10 protein-coding genes are annotated in these 19,690 nt (G+C 65.2%); 4 read left to right on the top strand and 6 right to left on the bottom strand.

Annotation, left to right across the window (positions count from 1 at the left end; genetic code table 11):
• The first annotated feature begins 278 nt into the window (after nt 1-278).
• The 3 genes from RZE77_RS11160 (at nt 279) to RZE77_RS11150 (ending at nt 7,066) form a co-directional block, all read left to right on the top strand.
• The gene (locus tag RZE77_RS11160) at nt 279-5,318 is read left to right on the top strand and encodes a beta strand repeat-containing protein (protein WP_319441892.1); all 5,040 of its coding nucleotides are present in this window, start codon (nt 279-281) and stop codon (nt 5,316-5,318) included.
• Nucleotides 5,319-5,466: 148 nt separating this feature from the next.
• Nucleotides 5,467-5,943, top strand: a complete 477-nt coding sequence (locus tag RZE77_RS11155; protein ID WP_319441891.1) for a MarR family winged helix-turn-helix transcriptional regulator — start codon at nt 5,467-5,469, stop codon at nt 5,941-5,943.
• A 115-nt stretch (nt 5,944-6,058) separates the two neighbouring features.
• Nucleotides 6,059-7,066 carry an alpha/beta fold hydrolase gene (locus RZE77_RS11150; RefSeq protein ID WP_319441890.1) on the top strand — a complete coding sequence of 336 codons (1,008 nt, stop codon included), beginning with the start codon at nt 6,059-6,061 and terminating at the stop codon, nt 7,064-7,066.
• Between the two features lie 33 nt (nt 7,067-7,099).
• On the opposite strand, the gene ilvB is transcribed toward RZE77_RS11150, so the two are convergent.
• Nucleotides 7,100-8,899 carry a biosynthetic-type acetolactate synthase large subunit gene (ilvB, locus tag RZE77_RS11145; RefSeq protein WP_319441889.1) on the bottom strand — a complete coding sequence of 600 codons (1,800 nt, stop codon included), beginning with the start codon at nt 8,897-8,899 and terminating at the stop codon, nt 7,100-7,102.
• A gap of 65 nt (nt 8,900-8,964) precedes the next feature.
• Here ilvB and RZE77_RS11140 point away from each other — a divergent pair, with 65 nt between their 5' ends.
• Nucleotides 8,965-9,459 (top strand): Lrp/AsnC family transcriptional regulator, encoded by a 495-nt coding sequence (locus RZE77_RS11140; RefSeq protein WP_206168836.1) that lies wholly within the window; start codon nt 8,965-8,967, stop codon nt 9,457-9,459.
• A gap of 12 nt (nt 9,460-9,471) precedes the next feature.
• Here the strand turns inward: RZE77_RS11140 and RZE77_RS11135 are convergent, their stop codons facing one another.
• The 5 genes from RZE77_RS11135 to RZE77_RS11115 form a co-directional block, all read right to left on the bottom strand.
• Nucleotides 9,472-10,809 carry a TolC family outer membrane protein gene (locus RZE77_RS11135; protein ID WP_319441888.1) on the bottom strand — a complete coding sequence of 446 codons (1,338 nt, stop codon included), beginning with the start codon at nt 10,807-10,809 and terminating at the stop codon, nt 9,472-9,474.
• A complete protein-coding gene (locus RZE77_RS11130) occupies nt 10,806-12,179 on the bottom strand; it encodes an HlyD family type I secretion periplasmic adaptor subunit (RefSeq protein ID WP_319441887.1) in 1,374 nt (457 codons plus the stop codon). The genes RZE77_RS11135 and RZE77_RS11130 overlap by 4 nt, the downstream gene beginning before the upstream one ends.
• Before the next feature lie 45 nt (nt 12,180-12,224).
• Nucleotides 12,225-13,952 (bottom strand): type I secretion system permease/ATPase, encoded by a 1,728-nt coding sequence (locus tag RZE77_RS11125; RefSeq protein ID WP_319441886.1) that lies wholly within the window; start codon nt 13,950-13,952, stop codon nt 12,225-12,227.
• Nucleotides 13,949-15,709, bottom strand: coding sequence for a type I secretion system permease/ATPase (locus RZE77_RS11120; protein WP_319441885.1), 1,761 nt, complete (start codon nt 15,707-15,709; stop codon nt 13,949-13,951). Before RZE77_RS11120 ends, RZE77_RS11125 begins: the two co-directional genes overlap by 4 nt.
• 89 nt (nt 15,710-15,798) lie before the next feature.
• Nucleotides 15,799-19,485: a DUF5801 repeats-in-toxin domain-containing protein gene (locus RZE77_RS11115; RefSeq protein WP_319441884.1), complete on the bottom strand. Its 3,687-nt coding sequence runs from the start codon at nt 19,483-19,485 to the stop codon at nt 15,799-15,801.
• Nucleotides 19,486-19,690 lie beyond the last annotated feature (205 nt).

Here is a 19,690-nt window from a genome sequence, read left to right as displayed (position 1 = left end):
ACAAGGCGCAAGCCGGCGGTGCAGCATCGTTGTCTTGTCAATTTTGTTGCACGCCAGCGCTTTCCTCGAAGTCGCACTTCCTATCGGCGTAATTTTCCAACCAAGGAGCGTTTATGCCTACGTTGAACATGACGGCCGGCTCGACCGTTACTCTTGACGAATCCGCCACTTTGCAGAACCTTGCCGCTACCCCCGCTGTTGCGGGGGACAGTAACGACAATGATATTTCCGTAAGCTCTCTGCCCACGGCCTTCAGCAGCCGCCTGGCGGTGCAGGGTGTGGGAACCGCCATCAACGCCGCGCTGAGCGGCTATGACGGCACCAACACCGGCACGAACGCATTCACATTCAGCGTATCCGGCACGGTCACCGATGTTTCATTTACGGACGCGAACGGCGCATTGCTCAATGGTTTCGACAGCGGCCTCGATACTGCCGACGGCGAAGATATTTTCCTGTACACCGACACGACCAACAACAACGTCGTGTACGGAAAGACGGCCCTCAATGTCGTCGTGTTCGCAGCCTACCTGGAGGAAACGGGAAGCCCGGTGACGGGCGCCAAGCTGTGGACGGTCCAGTATGAAGCGTTGTCGAACCCGGATGCTTCGAACCCGGACGACGCCGTCAATCTTGCCGACAAGATATTTGTGTCGGTCGCTTCGGCCAGCGAGTTCTCATTCGCGAATGTGCCCTCGGGCCAGAACCTGTTCGCGATGTTCGGCAATGCAAGCACCGCGATCGTCGTGACAGGCAAGAATCCGGCGAACGAATCGACCGGAGCCAGCATCAACACCGGCGACACGGTCAATACCAGTATGGGAGGCGGGCTCACGACCATCGGCACCAACAACCAGATGATCGATCCGCCCAGTGCCAAGAACCCAGGCGAGGGGATGTACTTCACCTTCGTGACTGGCGCCAATGCCGACGATACGGTTCCCAATCTCGATCAGAACGAGGCCGACGAAGAATCGAACATCGATTTCACCGGCCTTCTCGGCACCACTGCGGCGTCTTTCACTATCTCGCAATTGCAGCCCAACAAAGCCGCCACCCTCAAGATCAGTGCCTTTACGACGGTGCTGGCGTCTGGCGACGCATACGTGGACAACCTGCAAAACAATACGGCGATCAATATCGGCTCGGTCGTCGTTCGTGATTCCGCTGGGAATCTGGTCACGGGCCTTTCCATCGATCTCAGCGGCAACACCGCTGTTATCGGTGGAATCAAGGCCGGCTATGTCATCGAGTACCAGACGGATGCCAACCACAATCGGGTATTGATCGAGAACGTCGGATCGGCCACCAACAACAATCTCAACGCCAGTTTCGACATCGGTGGTTTCAGCCTGCCCAGGTCCGAGCAGGCGACCGGGGAAGTCGGCTCCATGATGATCTTCGAGGACGACGGCCCGTCCATCGTGCTGGCAGCGCCCATCGACACGGCACTGCTCAACACGCAGGACGTCGACACCATCGGCGCCGCCACCGACTCTGCCACGGAGGACTTCTCGACCGCCTTCAGCGTGGCGTCGAGCAGCTACGGCGCCGACGGTCCGGGCACCACCGTCTCGAGCTTTGCACTTGGCGTGGCCACGCAAGGCGGCGACTCCGGGCTCAAGAGCGATGGCGCCACCATCTACCTGTACCTGGTGGCCGGCAAGGTCATCGGTTCGACGGCCGCTGTCGTGGGCGACATCACGGCGGGCAACACCATCTTCGACCTGGCCGTGAGTGCCACCGGCTCCGTGACCTTGCAACAGTTCGCCGAGATCGACCATGCGCTGCCGGGTGATTCGTCCAACTACGCGGACCAGGAGGCCACGCTGGCCGATGGACTGATCACGCTCACCAATACCGTGACGGTCACCGATGGCGACGGTGACACGGCCTCCGATTCCGAGGTGCTCAACATCGGTGCCAACATCCGCTTCGACGACGACGGCCCGTCCGTCGTGCTGGCAGCGCCCATCGACACGGCAGTGCTCAACACGCAGGACGCCGACACCATCGGCGCCGCCACCGACTCCGCCACGGAGGACTTCTCGACCGCCTTCAGCGTGGCGTCGAGCAGCTACGGCGCCGACGGAGCGGGCACCACGGTCTCGAGCTTTGCACTTGGCGTGGCCACGCAAGGCGGCGACTCCGGGCTCAAGAGCGATGGCGCCACCATCTACCTGTACCTGGTGGCCGGCACGGTCATCGGTTCGACGGCGGCCGTCGTGGGCGACATCACGGCCGGCAACACCATCTTCGACGTCACAGTCAGCGCAACCGGCTCGGTGACGCTGCAGCAGTTTGCCGAGATCGATCACGCGCTGCCGGGTGATTCGTCCAACTACGCGGACCAGGAGGCCACGCTGGCCGACACCTTGATCACCCTCACCAATACCGTGACGGTCACCGATGGCGACGGTGACACGGCCTCCGATTCCGAGGTGCTCAACATCGGTGCCAACATCCGCTTCGACGACGACGGCCCGTCCGTCGTGCTGGCAGCGCCCATCGACACGGCACTGCTCAACACGCAGGACGCCGACACCATCGGCGCCGCCACCGACTCTGCCACGCAGGACTTCTCGACCGCCTTCGGCGTGACGTCGAGCAGCTACGGCGCCGACGGGGCCGGCACCACCGTCTCCAGCTTCGCGCTCGGCGTGGCCACGCAGGGCGGCGACTCCGGGCTCAAGAGCGATGGCGCCACCATCTACCTGTACCTGGTGGCCGGAACGGTCATTGGATCGACTTCGGCCACCGAAGCCGGCATCACGGCAGGCAACACCATCTTCGACGTCACAGTCAGCGCAACCGGCTCGGTGACGCTGCAGCAGTTTGCCGAGATCGACCATGCGCTGCCGGGCGACTCATCCAACTACGCGGACCAGGAGGCCACGCTGGCCGATGGACTGATCACGCTCACCAATACCGTGACGGTCACCGATGGCGACGGTGACACGGCCTCCGATTCCGAGGTGCTCAACATCGGTGCCAACATCCGCTTCGACGACGACGGCCCGTCCGTCGTGCTGGCAGCGCCCATCGACACGGCAGTGCTCAACACGCAGGACGCCGACACCATCGGCGCCGCCACCGACTCCGCCACGGAGGACTTCTCGACCGCCTTCAGCGTGGCGTCGAGCAGCTACGGCGCCGACGGAGCGGGCACCACGGTCTCGAGCTTTGCACTTGGCGTGGCCACGCAAGGCGGCGACTCCGGGCTCAAGAGCGATGGCGCCACCATCTACCTGTACCTGGTGGCCGGCACGGTCATCGGTTCGACGGCGGCCGTCGTGGGCGACATCACGGCCGGCAACACCATCTTCGACGTCACAGTCAGCGCAACCGGCTCGGTGACGCTGCAGCAGTTTGCCGAGATCGATCACGCGCTGCCGGGTGATTCGTCCAACTACGCGGACCAGGAGGCCACGCTGGCCGACACCTTGATCACCCTCACCAATACCGTGACGGTCACCGATGGCGACGGTGACACGGCCTCCGATTCCGAGGTGCTCAACATCGGTGCCAACATCCGCTTCGACGACGACGGCCCGTCTGTCGTGCTGGCAGCGCCCGTCGACACGGCGGTGCTCAACACACAGGACGCCGACACCATCGGCGCCGCCACCGACTCCGCCACGGAGGACTTCTCGACCGCCTTCGGCGTGGCATCGAGCAGCTACGGCGCCGACGGCCCCGGCACCACCGTCTCGAGCTTCGCGCTCGGCGTGGCAACGCCGGGCGGTGCTTCCGGACTCACGAGCGACGGCGCATCCATCAAGCTGTACCTGGTGGGCGGGAATGTCGTTGGTTCGACGGCGGCCGTCGTCGGCGACATCAACGCGGGCAACACCATCTTCGACCTGGCCGTGAGCGCCACCGGTTCGGTGACCTTGCGGCAGTTTGCGGAAATCGACCATGCGCTGCCGGGCGTGGGGTCCAACTACGCGGCCCAGCAGGCCACGATGGTCGACACCTTGATCACCCTCACCAATACCGTGACGCTCACCGATGGGGATGGCGACACCGCAACCGATTCCGAGGTGCTCAATATCGGTGCCAACATCAAGTTCGACGACGACGGCCCGACGGTGACCGCCATCTCCGACCTCACCGGAGCGAACGACGGCCTGCCTATTGCCGGAACCTACAACTTCTCCGTGGGCGCCGACGATGTGGACAACGCGTCGACCGACGGCATCGTGCTGAACAGCCTGACCGGCACGACCGGCGGCGGGCGGGCCATCACCGATGCGGCCGTCTCGCACTTTGCCGAAGACGCCACCACGGTCACCTACCACTTCAGCTTCAACTACTACCCCGGGCCCACGTCGACCACGACGCAGGCGGCAACGGGCACGGTCGTCTTCAACAAGACCGACGGTACCTTTGCCTTTGACATGGATCAGCTCATCGGTGGACAAACGACGTTCTCCACGAGCTCGCCGCTGGCCTCCTTCAACTACGACACCGAAGGCAACAACTCGCCGGAGATCGTGGTCCAGCAGTACAGCAGCGACTTCTTCGGCGTGCTGTCCGCCAGTTCCGCCAAGCCTCCGAGCGACTCCGGCGATCTGATGTCGGGCAACGATCACGCGTTCGCGACGGGCGAAATCTTCACCAGCGAGAGTACGGCCTTCGTCAACGTCGCAACCGACACCCTCGGGGTCAACTCCGACACCGTCCAGGCTGGCGAACTGCTGAACTTCGACTTCTACAGGTCGAATCCGGTGAGCAACCCCACTTCGACGAGTCCGCCGCAACAGCCCGGCGCGGCCATTGTCGGTACGGACAAGGCCTATGCCGACGCAATCGACATCACGATCGATCAGATCACGGACGGCGAAGACGTGGCCATCCTGTTGAAGTTGTTCGATGCCTCGACCAACACCACCACGACCCGGCTGCTGATCGCCAACTCTGCGGCGGACTATCAATCGGCCGGAGGAGGCACGAAGATCGTCAGCATCGGCGAGGACGACTACGACAGCGCCATCTACCAGATTGCGGGCGTGCAGGTCCTGAGCAGCACCGAAGACCTCACCGGCACGGGCATCAGCCTGAGTACCCATGAGACGGTGAACCTGACGGCAACCGGGATGAACTATGCCGATACGTCGGACAACGATGTGTTCAAGATCATCAAGATCGATGTGATCACAGAAACGACCATCAACTCGGACGTGGACCTGAACTTTGCAGGCCAGTTGATCGACGGCGATGCGGACTACGCGAACTTCGACTTCGATGTTCATCTGGAAATCGATGGCATCGCCAACCTGATCGCCACAACCAACCAGCCGGAAGCGATCGCGTAGCGCGCTCCACTCCAGGGGCAAGGGGCGGCAGAAATGCCGCCCCTTCTCGTCTGGCCCTGCGCCAGGTGGACAACCACAAGAGCTGCCCATCAGGCACCCGCCGAACTATCGCTTGCAATTTGATCGCATGCGATATATCATCGGGCCCATGCCTGCCAAGCCCCCCTCCATCCCATCCGCCGATGCCCCCCAAGGCGACGCGCTCGCGCTGGACGAGCAGCTCTGCTTCGCGCTCTATTCGACGATGCTGAGCCTCAACAAGGTGTACCGCGGGCTGCTGCGCGACCTGGACCTCACCTACCTGCAATACCTCGTCATGCTGGTGCTGTGGGAGCAGGACGGCATCAACGTGTCCGAGATCTGCGCGCGGCTGTCGCTCGAAACGACCACCCTCACTCCCCTCCTCAAGCGGCTCGAAGCGCGCGGCCTCATCCAGCGCGTGCGGTCGGCAACGGACGAACGGCAGGTAATCGTGTCGCTCACGGCCGAAGGCCGCGCACTTCGCGGCACGGCCAAGGCTCTTCCCTCCTGCGTCGCACAGGCCATGGAGTTGCCGCCAAAGGACATCGTCAAGCTGCGCACGCAGTTGCGAACGCTGCGCTCCAACCTCGACAGGAACGCGTGATGGCCTGCCGCATCCGCCTTCCTGCTTCTTTTTCCTATTTATATCGCACGCGATATTCATACGAACGATAGTTTCAGCCACTGTATCAACCACGACGTCAAAGAAGGAACGCACCATGTCCGCAAACAGCAAGAATCTCACCGCCACCCCGACCCGCCGCAGCCTGCTGGCCGGCGGTGCTTCCATTGCAGCCGGAGCCCTCGTGGCGACCGGCTTCTCCAAGGCGGCATCCGCCGCTTCCACTGCCGCGCCGAAAGCCGGCGCGGTTCACGCCTCTTCGAAAGGAAAGCAGACCATGAGCAACACCATCGTCACCAAGGACGGCACCCAGCTCTACTACAAGGACTGGGGCTCCGGCCAGCCCGTCGTGTTCAGCCACGGCTGGCCGCTCAATTCCGACAGCTGGGAATCGCAGATGCTGTTCCTGGCATCGCAGGGCTACCGCGCCGTGGCGCACGACCGCCGCGGCCATGGCCGCTCGAGCCAGCCCTGGAACGGCAACGACATGGACACCTACGCCGACGACCTGGCCACGGTGATCGAAACGCTGGACCTGAAGAACGCCATCCTGGTCGGCTTCTCGACGGGCGGCGGCGAGGTGGCGCGCTACATCGGCCGCCACGGCACCAAGCGCGTGGCCAAGGCCGCGCTGATCTCGGCCGTGCCGCCGCAGATGCTGAAGACCGCCGCCAACCCCGGCGGCCTTCCGATGGAAGTGTTCGACGGCTTGCGCGCGGCGCAGCTTGCCAACCGCTCGCAGTTCTACAAGGACGTGCCCTCGGGTCCGTTCTTCGGCTTCAACCGGCCGGGCGCCAAGGTCTCGCAGGGACTGATCGACTCGTGGTGGGCGCAGGGCATGCTCGGCGGCCACAAGAACACCTACGACTCCATCAAGGCCTTCTCGGAAACCGACTTCACCGAAGACCTGAAGAAGTTCGACGTGCCCACGCTGATCATCCACGGCGACAACGACCAGATCGTGCCGATCGGCGCGTCGGGCCTGGCCTCGGCCAAGCTGGTGAAGAACAACAAGCTCATCGTCTACCCCGGCGCACCGCACGGCCTGACCGACACGCACAAGGACAAGTTCAACGCCGACCTGCTGGCGTTCATCAAGTCCTGAGCGAGGGGCGGGCCTCTCTCGGGCCCGCCCTCCTCACGCTTCTTCGTACCACCGGTCCTTCGACAGCATCACCCGGTGATGCCCCTGCCCGGCCGGCATCATCGGAAAGCAGTTCTCCTGCGCGGCGACCTGCACGTCGAGGAAGAACGGGCCTTCGCTGGCCAGGCATTCGGCCAGCGCGGCTTCGAGTTCGGCCGGGTCCGACACGCGGCGCGCACCCCAGCCGAAGGCCTTGGCCAGCGCCACGAAGTCGGGCAGTGCCTCGTTCCAGCTGTGGCTCAGCCGGTTGCCATGGTTGAGCTCCTGCCACTGCCGCACCATGCCCATGTAGCCGTTGTTGCACAGCACCAGCTTCACCGGCGCACGGTGCTGCACGGCCGTCGACAGCTCCTGGATGTTCATGAGCACCGAGGCATCGCCGCTCACGCAGACCGTCAGCGCATCGGGGTGGCCGATCTGCGCGCCGATGGCTGCGGGCAGCCCGTAGCCCATGGTGCCGGCGCCGCCTGACGTGAGCCAGCGGCGCGGGTTGTCGAAGCGCAGGTACTGCGCGGCCCACATCTGGTGCTGGCCCACGTCGGTGGAGACGATCGCGTCGCGGCCCGCGATGGCGCGCTGCAGCGACGACATCAGCTGCTGCGGCAGGATCGCATCGCCGCGCGGCACGAAGCGCAGGCACTCCTCGGCGCGCCAGCGCTCGATGCGCTCCCACCACGGCGCGAGCCGCTCGGGCGCAAGGCCTTCGGCGGGCAGCAGCGCAAGCACGGCGTCGAGGATCGCCGCGCAATCGCCCACCATGGGCACATCGACCTTCACCACCTTGTTGATGCTGCCGGGGTCGATGTCGATATGGATCTTGCGCGCATGCGGGCAGAACTCGTCGAGCTTGCCCGTCACGCGGTCGTCGAAGCGCGCACCGACGCACACCACCAGGTCGGCCGCGTGCATCGCAAGGTTGGCTTCGAGCATGCCGTGCATGCCCAGCATGCCGATGAATTTCGGGTCGGACGCGGGGAAGGCGCCGAGCCCCATCAGCGTGAGCGTGCAGGGCGCGTGCAGGCGCTGCACCAGCTGCGCGAAGGCCTCGCAGGCGGCCGGCCCCGAGTTGATCAGCCCGCCGCCGCCGTAGAGCACCGGCCGGCGCGCGGTAGAGAGCAGGTCGGCCGCGCGCTGCAGCATGGCCTTCGGCGGCAGCGCCGCCCTGCCCGTGCGCAGCGCGCGCAGCGGCTTCGGCGCGGCGCCGTGCGCAAGGCGCATGAGCTGGACATCCTTCGGCACGTCGAGCAGCACCGGCCCCGGCCGGCCCGAGGCGGCGATCTCGAGTGCACGGCGCACCAGCGCCGGCACATCGTCCGCCGCGCGCACCTGCTGGTTCCACTTGGTGACGGGGCGCGACATGCCCAGCGCATCGCTCTCCTGGAAGGCCTGCGTGCCGATCACCGCGGTCGCGACCTGCCCGCTGATGCACAGCACCGGCACCGAATCGCTCATCGCGTCGAGCAGCCCCGTGATGGTGTTGCCCACGCCGGGTCCCGAGGTGACCAGCACCACGCCCACGCGTCCCGTGCTGCGCGCATAGCCCTCGGCCGCATGCACCGCGGCCTGCTCATGGCGCACCAGCACATGGCGCAGCCGCGGTTCGCCGTGCAGCGCGTCGTACAGCGGCAGCGCGGCGCCGCCCGGGTAGCCGAAGATGGTGTCGACGCCGCACTCGACCAGCGTGTCGAGCAGGGCCTCGGCGCCGTTGCGCACGCGCACGGCCGGGTTGGGAGCCTCGTGGGCTCCGGGATGGAGGGCCAGGGAGGACGGAAGGGGAAGGTCGAGCAGTCGCATGCCGTCGATTCTTCCGCTTCTGATGCAGAATTTGCTTCTTTCTTTTGGCTCTTTCGGTCCAATTCATGAAAACCCTTCGGAAAACAGCCTCCAACGAAGAAGGATCTTTCGACAAAATCGACATGGCGATCCTGCGGGTGCTGCTGCTCGACTCGCGCAAGACCCTGCAGGAGATCGGCAACGAGGTCGGCCTGTCGCCCACCAGCTGCTGGACGCGCATCAAGAAGCTCGAAGCGCATGGCGTGATCAAGCGCTACACCATCGACGTGGACCCGGCCAAGCTCGGCTACCACGACTCGGTGATCGTGCAGGTCACGCTCGAAAGCCACACCGACGAAACGCTCTACGACTTCGGCCGCGTGCTCGCGACCATTCCGGAGATCCAGGAGGCCTACCTGGTGTCGGGCGACTACGACTACTACATCCGCATCGCGGTGCGCGACACGCGCGACTACGAACGGCTGCTGCGCGAAAAGCTCTACAAGATCCCGGGCATCCGCCACAGCAAGTCGCACTTCGTGCTGCGCGTGCTGAAGGAGACCAGCGTGCCCGTGATCTGACCGGGGGCTGGGTCAGCGCACGAGCCACCCGTTGATCTCGTCGATGACCTCCGTCCTGGGACCACCCGCCAGCGCCTGCAGCCGTATCCGCGACATCAGGTAGACGAAGCGGGCCTGCGCCAGGTCACGCTGGGCGGAGACCTTCTGCTGCTCCGCGGTCAGCACGTCGGGCAAGGTGCGGCTGCCGGCCTCGAACGAGCGGCGGTTCGAGATGACGACCTGCTCCGAGGAGCGCACGGCCTGTTCGAGGGCCCTGACCCGGAGGACGCCTTCCGTCACGCCGCGGAACTCGCGGTGCAGCCGTACCGCGAGGTCGCGGCGCAAGGCCTCGAGGGCCTCTTCTGCACGCAGCTGCCCTGCGATGGCCTGCCTAACGGTCGAACTCACATGGCCGCCCGAGTAAAGAGGAATGCTGAGCTGCAGGCCGATGGACTTGTTGCTGTAGCGGGTCTTGATGTTGTTGATGGTGTCGCTGTCGTTGCGGGACCACTGGGCGATGGCGTCCAGGGTCGGGTAGTGGCCGGCCTGTGCCTTCTCCAACTCGTATTTGGCCGCTTCCACCTGCGCGACGAGCGACTGCAGTTCGGGGCTGTTGGTTTCGGCCTGTTCGACCCAGTCTTCCAGCCGGTCGGGCGACGGCGGGACCAGCCGCATCCTGGACGAGTCCAGCGGCGCCAGCCGGTCGATCGGGCGATTGACCAGGCTCTGGATCTGCCTGCGCGTGAAGTCCAGGTTCTGGCGCGCCTCGAGTTCCTGCGCCAGGTTGAGATCCAGCGCCGCACGTGCTTCGTCGATGTCGGTGCGCGTACCGAACCCTGCGCCAAGCCGCTTCTGCGCGGCATCGAACTGGGTCGTGTAGGCGGTCTTCTGCGCCAGCACCAGTGCAAGATGCTCCTCGGCCAGGAGCGCCTCGAAATAGGCGCCGCTCACGCGCACGCCGACGTTCTGCGTTTCGCGCTCGAGCGTTGCCTCGGCATCGTCCACCTGCGCCTGCGCCTGGCGGTAGTCGGCCATCTGGTACATGCGGAAGATGGGTTGCCTCAAGGTCAGCGCCTCGCTGCTGCTGGTATAGCGCAGGTTGGCCGTGACGAGTTGCCCGGAAGCATCCGGCGAAGTTCTCTCCAGCCAGTTCCGATAGCGCGAGACGCTCGCCGACACGCTGGGAAGCAGCTGCGCACGGGCCTGCGGCAGGCGCTCGCGCCGGGCGTCCGTGGCAGCCCGCACCGCCCGGATCGTCGAGTCTTGAACCAGCGCTTCCCCATAGGCCTGCGACAGGTCGAGCGACCAGGCCGGCCCGCAGAAAAGGCCGGCGCCAGCAGCGAATGCCAGCAGGTTTTTCTTCACCTTCATTCTTCCGTCATCGAGGCGGCGATGCGCTTGGTGAGCGGATGCAGAAGGTAGACGAGCAGCGAGCGTTCCCCCGTCTTGAAGACCACCTCGACGGGCATGCCCGGCTGCAGCGAACGTTTGCCGAGCTTCTTCAGCCCCTCCTGCGTCACGGCCACCCGCGCCAGGAAATAGCTCGCGTTGGTCTGCGGGTCGACCAGCAAGTCGCCGGAGACCGACACCAGCTTGCCCTGCACCACGAGCTGCGGAGAATGGGCAAAGCTCGAGAAGCGCACATCCACCGGTATGCCGGCGCGGACGCGGTCGATCAGGTGAGGCGGCACCCGGGTCTCCAGCAGCAGGGGTTCGTTGGCAGGAACCACGTCCATCAGTTTTTGCCCCGGCGCGACCACGCCGCCAACGGTCTGCGCCACCAGCGCCACCACCTGGCCCGAAGCGGGCGAGCGGATCTCGGTGCGGCCCAGTTCATCGCGCAAGGCGACGAACTTCTCGAAATCTCCAAGCACCTCGCGGCTGACTTCGGCCTGGTGGGTTTCCACCTCCTTGTGGTACTCCTGCTGCCTCGCAATGGCACGTTGGCGAAGCTCCGCGATCGACCGCCGGGCCCGGCCCATGTTGCCGATGAGTTCGGCAATGAAGGTGTTCGATTCCGCAACCTGGCGCTCCATCTCCAGCTGGCGATTGCGCGGGGCAAACCCCTCGCCGACCATCTTGCGCGTCTGGCCCAGTTCTTCGTTGAGAAGCGACAACTGGATTCGGCGGCTGCCCAACATGCTTGAATAGGCTTGGGACAGCTCCTGCTGGCCCTGGATGTTCTCTTCGATCGATTGCAGGTCGGCGCGCAAGGCGGCGCGGCGCGACCTGAGCAGTTGCTCCTGGTTGAACATCTGCTGCCGGATCAGCGGGTCAGAAGCCGCCGCCTGCAGGTCCGGGTGAAAGTCGATGGTGTTCTGGCCGGCCTGTTCCGCCAGCAGCCGGCTTTGTATGGCGCGAAAACCCAGGTACCGCTGCCGCACGGTCTCGAAGCTCGCCCTGGCCGCGGCGTCGTCGAGCTTGAACAGCAACTGGCCCTCCTGGACCTGGTCGCCCTCGCCCACCCGCACTTCCTTGAGGATGCCGCCGATCTGGTGCTGGACCGCCTTGCGCTTGGTGTCGATGGCCACCTGTCCCTGGCTCGGCACGCCCTCGTCCAGCGGAGCGAATGCAGCCCACAGCACGAAGCCGCCGAATCCGGCAGCCAGGGCCCACGCGCCGATGCGCCCGGCACGGCCGAACTCGTTCCTGAGGCCGTTTGCATCGTCCTGCGACGGATCGTTGTCCTCGACCGGCACGGGGTTGGAAGTGACGTCCCTGAGAAGATTCGGTTTGGCCATTTGAAGCTCCCGGAAATGAATCGATGACTGGAGGAAGGCACCGGCTCAGGCCGACTGCACCACCAGGGGCGCCGTTCGCACCGCAGGCTGCGGGCGGCGAAAAGACGCGAGCACGGCATCGCGCGGCCCGTCCGCGGCCAGCACGCCGTCGCTCAGGACCATGAGGCGGTCGGCCACGGAAACCGCGCCCTGGCGGTGCGTCACCAGGAACACCGTTTTTCCCTTGGCCTTCAGCTGCCGTATGGCGCACACCAGCGCGGCCTCTCCGGCGTCGTCGAGGTTGGCATTCGGCTCGTCCAGGACAATGAGCGAAGGGTCGCCATAGATCGCACGCGCCAGCCCGATGCGCTGCCTCTGCCCGCCCGAAAGCAGGCTGCCTGCGTCGCCGATGGGGGTGTCGTAGCCCTTGGGGAACCGCAGGATCGTCTCGTGCATGCCGGCGCTGCTTGCGGCCTCGATCACCTTGCGCGAGTCGGTCTCGCCGAGCCGCGCGATGTTTTCGGCGATGGTGCCGCCGAACAACTCCACGTCCTGCGGCAGGTAGCCGATATGCGGGCCCAGCTCCAGGCGGTTCCAGCCACCGATCGGCACCTCGTCGAGCAGCACCGAGCCGGAAGATGCGCTCCAGATGCCCACCATCACCTTTGCCAGCGTCGACTTGCCCGAACCCGAAGGGCCCAGCACCGCGACCACGGTTCCTGCGGGAACCGCAAACGAAATATTCCTGAGGATCGGTGTCGCTCGCCCTGCGGCCCCTGCAGAGACAGCTTGCAGGCTGATGGTGCCGGTCGGCCCCGCCCGTGAAGGGACACGGTCCTGCTCGGGAAATTCGTCCAGCAGTCTTTCGAGCCGCTGGAATGCGCTGCGGCAGGAGACAAAGCCACGCCACGTGCCGACCAGCTGGTCGATCGGCGCCAGTGCGCGGCTCATCAGCACGTTCGCCGCGATCATGGCGCCGGGCGACAACTGGCCATCGATCACCAGCAGCGCGGCTGCGCCCAACGCGAGCGACTGTTGGCTGTAGCGTATGAACTTGCTCCAGCCGGCAACGCGGTTGATGGCGCCCTGCGCCAGGGTGCCCTTGCCCATGGAGGCCGCATGCTGGCGATTCCAGCGCTTTTGCAGATTGGCGACCATGCCCATCGATTCGAGCATCTCGATGTTTCGAAGCTTGCCCTGCAGGTCGCCCATCGTTTCGCCCGCGGCTTTCAGCACCTCTTCCGATGGCGCGGCAGTCTGCCTCTGCCCGAACCAGGCCACTGCCGCCTGGACCAGCGCGAACCCCAGCGCAAGGACCCCGAGCCAGGGATGGAGAAAGAAGATCACCGCGATATAGATCGGCGTCCAGGGCGCGTCGAAGAGCGCAAAGACGCCCGGGCCGGTGAGGAACTGGCGGATCTGGCTGAGGTCTGCGAAGGGCCTGGACTTGCTGGAATCCGACTGGCCGAGATAGGCCTGGAAGCTTCCGTTGAACACCCGGGTGCTCAGTTGCCGGTCGAAACGCAGGCTGGCCCGCACCAGGAGGCGCGAGCGCAGCCATTCCGACAAGGCCAGCGCCACGAAGAGGAGCAGCGTGATCAAGGACAGCGCGAGCAAGGTCATCTCGCTTTGGCTGGACAGCACGCGATCGAATATCTGCAGCATGTAGAGCGTCGGCCCGAGCATGAGCAGGTTGGCCAGGAAGCTCAGCGAGCCGACCAGCAGGAACTCTCGTCGGAAACCCCAAAGAGCGCGCGCCAGTTCGCTGCGGCTGAAGAACGATGGCTTGTTCATGGCTGTGGGCTCACCTGCGGCGCCACGCTCGCGGCGTTTGCCGCCTTGCGCACGCGGTCCATCGCCTGCTCGCCGGCTTGCCGCAGCGCGGCCAGTACTTCGTCGCGTGCGCCGAAGCCCTGCATCGCGCCATCGCACAGCACCAGCATCTTGTCGGCCACGGCCAGCACGCTGGTGCGGTGCGTCATGATGACGAACGTGGTGCCGCGCGCCTTGAGCTTCAGGATGGCGGCCGTGAGTGCGGCATCACCGGCATCGTCGAGGCTCGAATTCGGTTCGTCGAGCACCACCAGCGTGGGCTCGCCGTAGAGCGCGCGCGCCAATGCAACCCGCTGCCGCTGCCCGCCCGACAGCACCGTGCCTTCGGGCCCGACGGGGCTGTCGTAACCCAGCGGCAGGCCCGTGATGTGGGCATGCAGGTCGACCGCCTGCGCGGCCTCCTTGACCTTCGAAGGCCGCACCTCTCCAAAGCGCGCAATGTTTTCGGCCAGGGTGCCTTCGAGCAACTCCACCTCCTGGGGCAGATAGCCGATGTGCGGGCCGAGTTCGGCCTTGTCCCACGCGAACACGTCCGCGCCATCCAGCCGCACCTTGCCGCTCGCCGCCGGCCAGAGGCCGACGATCAGGCGCGCCAGGGTCGTCTTCCCCGCGGCAGAGGGACCGACGACGGCAAGCACGTCGCCGGGCAGCAGGCTGAAGGCCACGTTCTTCAAGATGGCCGAACTGCCGCCTGGCGCGCCTGCAACAAGGCTTTCGACTTGCAGCGCGCCTTTGGGCGGCGGCAGCGGCATCGTCTCCGGCCGCGGCGCGATGGCACCCAACAGGCTGCCCAGCCGCTGCCATGCATCGCCCGCGTGCACCACCGTGCGCCATTGCGCCACCAGCAGCACCAGCGGCGCCAAGGCCCGGCCGCCCAGGATGGAGCCGACCACCATCATTCCGGCGTCGCCGTTGAGCTGGTTCGTCAGCAGCAGCCAGGCACCCAGGCCGAGCAGCAGGGAACCCATGGTGACCTGCATGAACTTGCTGACGGCCTGGCAGGCTCCGGCGTTGTCCGAGGCCAAGGCTTCGCGCTGCAGGAAATCGCGCCGCTTGCCCATCCAGCGGCGATGGACGTCCCGCAGCATGCCCATCGACTCGATCACCTGCGAATTTCGCAGCGCCGCATCCGCATACTGCTGCGCTTCGATCGCGCATCGGTTGGCCGACACCAGCGGCGGCCGCGTGTTGCGGTCGTTGAGCCAGCCGACGAACACCTGCAGCAGCGAGCCCACCACGGCCGACCAGCCCAGCACGGGGCTGATGGCGAACATGAGCCCCATGAAGACCAGCGCAACCGGCGCTTCCATCAGCGCGAGCAGCGGCGATGAATACAGGAACTCGCGCAAGGTGCGAAGGTCATTGAGCGGCTGCACGGTCCCGCCCGGCAAGCGCTTGAGGCCGGCTTCGAAGATGGCGGCGAACACGCGGTCCCGCAGCTTCTGGTCGAGCTTCTGCCCGGCCCGGTACATCACCTCGGCGCGCGCCCAGTCGAGCACTTCCATCAGGCAGTAGGCGGCCAGCACCAGCAAGGTCAGCATGGCCAGCGTGAGCGTGCTGCGGCTGTTCACGACCCGCCCATACACCTCGAGCATGTACGCGCTCGGAGCCAGCAGGAGAAGGCCCGAGCACACACTGAACCAGGCCGCCCGCACGAAGTAGCCCTTGAGCGCCGCCACCGCCTGGCGCAGTTCGCCGGACTTTTCCTGAGGTTTCATGCCACCTCGCAGATTGAACGATCGATACGCCTGGGCACAGGCCAAGTGGCAAGGGGCGGCATTGCCGCTGCCCCTTGCCGAAGAGTTCGTTACGCAATGGCCTCCGTTTGCTGGGTGGTGCCGATCAGGTTGGCCACGCCATCGATTTCCAGGTGGACATCGAAGTCGAAGTTCGCGTAGTCGGCATCGCCGTCGATCAGCTGGCCTGCAAAGTTCAGGTCCACGTCCGAATTGATGGTCGTCGATGTGATCACGTCGATCTTGATGATCTTGAACACATCGTTGTCCGCGGTATCGGCATAGTTCATTCCGGTTGCCGTCAGGTTCACCGAGCCGTGGGTACTCAGGCTGACACCCGTGCCGGTGACGTCTTCGGTACTGCTCATGACCTGCACGCCCGCGATCGTGTAATTGGCGCTGTCGTAGTCGTCCACACCGATGCTCACGATCTTCATGCCTCCTCCGGCGGACTGGTAGTCCGATGCGGAATTGGCGATCAGGAGCGTGGTCGTCGTGTCGCTGCTGTCCGTCTTGTTGACCAGCTTCAGCAGGACAGCCACGTCTTCGCCATCCGTGATCTGGTCGATCGTGATGTTGATCGCATCGGCGTAGGCCTTGTCCGTACCGACGACCGTCGCGTCGGGCCGCGGTGGCGGGCTTGTCGCCGTGGGGTTGTTCACCGGATTCGACCTGAAGTAGTCGAAGTTCAGCAGCTCGCCAGCCTGGACCGTGTCGGAATTCACGCCAAGGGTGTTGGTCGCGACATTGACAAAGCCCGCACTCACGCTGTTGAAGGTTTCCCCCGCCGCGAACACGTGATCGTTGCCTGACACCAGGTCGCTGGAGTCGCTCGGCGGCGTCGCGGCCCTGGCGGACAGCACCCCGAAGAAGTCGCTGCTGTATTGCTGCACCACGATCTCCGGCGAGTTGTTGCCTTCCGTGTCGTAGTTGAAGGAGGCCAGCGGCGCACTCGTGGAGAAGGTCGTTTGCCCTCCGAAGACCTGGTCCAGGTCGAAGCTGTAAGTACCGTTCTCCTTGTTGAAGATGACCGTGCCCGTTGCCGCCTGCGTCGTGGTCGACGTGGGCCCGGGGTAGTAGTTGAAGCTGAAGTGGTAGGTGACCGTGGTGGCGTCTTCGGCAAAGTGCGAGACGGCCGCATCGGTGATGGCCCGCCCGCCGCCGGTCGTGCCGGTCAGGCTGTTCAGCACGATGCCGTCGGTCGACGCGTTGTCCACGTCGTCGGCGCCCACGGAGAAGTTGTAGGTTCCCGCAATGGGCAGGCCGTCGTTCGCTCCGGTGAGGTCGGAGATGGCGGTCACCGTCGGGCCGTCGTCGTCGAACTTGATGTTGGCACCGATATTGAGCACCTCGGAATCGGTTGCGGTGTCGCCATCCCCATCGGTGAGCGTCACGGTATTGGTGAGGGTGATCAAGGTGTCGACCATCGTGGCCTGCTGGGCCGCGTAGTTGGACCCCACGCCCGGCAGCGCATGGTCGATTTCCGCAAACTGCCGCAAGGTCACCGAACCGGTGGCGCTCACGGCCAGGTCGAAGATGGTGTTGCCCGCGTTGATGTCGCCGACGACGGCCGCCGTCGAACCAACGACATTCCCGCCCACCAGGTACAGCTTGATGGATGCGCCGTCGCTCGTGAGTCCGGAAGCACCGCCCGGCGTTGCCACGCCGAGCGCGAAGGTCGAGTCGGTGGTGCCGGCTCCGTCGGCGCCGTAGCTGCTCGAAGTCGTGCCGAAGGCGGTCGAGAAGTCCGTGGTGGCGGAGTCGGTGGCGGCTGCAATGGTCTGGGCGTCCTGCGTGTTGACCAGCGCGGTGTCGGTGGGCGCTGCCAGCACGACGGACGGGCCGTCGTCGTCGAAGCGGATGTTGGCGCCGATGTTGAGCACCTCGGAATCGGAGGCCGTGTCGCCATCCCCGTCGGTCAGCGTCACCGTGGCGGCCAGGGTGACCAGGTCGTCGGCCATCGAGGCCTCCTGGGCCGCGTAATTGGACGAATCGCCCGGCAGCGCATGGTCTATTTCGGCGAACTGCTGCAGCGTCACCGAGCCGCTTGCGCTCACGGCCAGGTCGAAGATGGTGTTGCCCGCCGTGATGTCGCCCACGACGGCGGCTGTCGAACCGATGACCTTGCCGGCCACCAGGTACAGGTAGATGGTGGCGCCATCGCTCTTGAGCCCGGAGTCGCCACCTTGCGTTTTCACGCCGAGCGCAAAGACCGAGCCGGTGGTGCCGGCCCCGTCGGCGCCGTAGCTGCTCGACGTCGTGCCGAAGGCGGCCGCGAAGTCCGTGGTGGCGGAGTCGGTGGCGGCGCCGATGGTGTCGGCGTCCTGCGTGTTGACCAGCGCGGTGTCGGTGGGCGTCGCCAGCACGATGCTCGGCCCGTCGTCCTCGAAGTTCATCATCGAGCCGACTTCTGCCGTTGCGTTGGAAACCTGCAGCAGCCGGAACCCGCCGATGTCGAAGTCGGCGTGGGTGTTGCCCGAGGCGTTGGTGGCCGCCCCGTTTTCGATGAGTACGCGGTTGTGGTCCGCCGACGTCGTGTATTCGATCGATTGGTCGGCCTTGACGCCGATGATCGTCGCGATGCCGTCGGTGATGCTGATGCCGATGGTCGAACTCAGTGCGCCTTCGACGCCGCCCGAGAAGGTTTCGAGAACCGCCCCGGTCACGGAGTCGAACACGCGCACGCTCGTGATCGAGATCACAGCGTCGCCCGCATAGCCATCGACGAAGCTGTTGCCGGACTCGACCTCCGTGCTGTATGCGGTGACCTTGACCTGGGCACTCTTGCCGCTTTGCAACTGCACGACGTCAAAATCGGCCGTTCGCGCTCCGACGAACATGCCGGTGAAGTCGATGTTCGACTCCAGATCGGCCTCGTTCTGGTCCAGCTCCGGAATGGTGACGTCCGCCCTGGCGCCGGTCACGAACGTGAAGCGGATGCCCTCCTGCTCCGTGAGCATCTGGCTGTTGGTGCCGAACGTGGTCGGCCCGCCGGCCTTGCTGGTGTTGACCGTGTCACCGGTGGAGATGTTGATGTCGTCGGCAGTGCTGCCGGGATTGGCCCCGGACTGGTTTGCCGGGTCCTTGCCCGTCGCGATGATCGTCACGTCGGTAATCCGGCCGTCGACGATGGTCGGGTTGACCTTCGTGAACATCAGGAACAGGTTCTGGCCGGACGGCGCGCCTGCGAGGTTGAACTCCGCATCCTGGCTGACGCTGACGAAGACCTTGCCAGCCAGGTCGATTGCGTCGTCGGCGTTGGTCGCATCGGGGTTCGACAGCGCTTCGTACTGGACCATCCAGATCTTGGCGCCCGACACCGGGGTTCCCGTTTCCTCCAGGTAGGCAGCGAACACGATGACGCCGGCGCCGGTCTTCCCCAGGACGATGTTGTTGTTGGTCGTATCGGTGAACAGGAAGATGTCGTCGCCATCGGCGGTATCGAGGCCGCTGTCCAAGCCATTGAGCGGAGCGCCGGTCGCGCCCGTGAACGAGAGATCGGTGACCGTGCCGGTTGCACTGAACGTGAATACGTTGGCGCCGGTGTTGCCCCCGGTATAGCCACTCAAGGCGACCTTGGTCGGGGCTGCCGCCCCCAGGGTGGTCAAGCGGCTGCCAAAGGCGGTCGGCAGCGAACTTGCAAGGATGTCGTTGTCGTTGGCGTCTCCCGCAGGTGCGGGAGTATCGACAGAGTTCTGCAACCCGGCGGATTCATCGAGAGTAACGGTCGAAATTGCCGTCGTTATCAGCACAGTCATATTCGCTCCTCGAACTAGATAAAAACGCCGACGCAGAACAGCGCAACTCCGAACGAGGTGCGTCGCTGGCAGTGACCAGGTTCACTTATCGGCAAAGGGGAAACGATGCTGAACCGCGGGCCCGCGCACTGTCCATAGGTCGAAAGTTGTCACCCAAAGGATGACGCGCGGCGCCGGCCGTCGCGTCTTGACCCGCCATACATCT

The organism is Variovorax sp. SPNA7 (assembly GCF_033807855.1).
Classification (GTDB): domain Bacteria; phylum Pseudomonadota; class Gammaproteobacteria; order Burkholderiales; family Burkholderiaceae_C; genus Variovorax; species Variovorax beijingensis.
The sequence above is the reverse complement of the archived record's forward strand: the minus strand, read 5'-3'. Positions and strand labels throughout refer to the sequence as shown.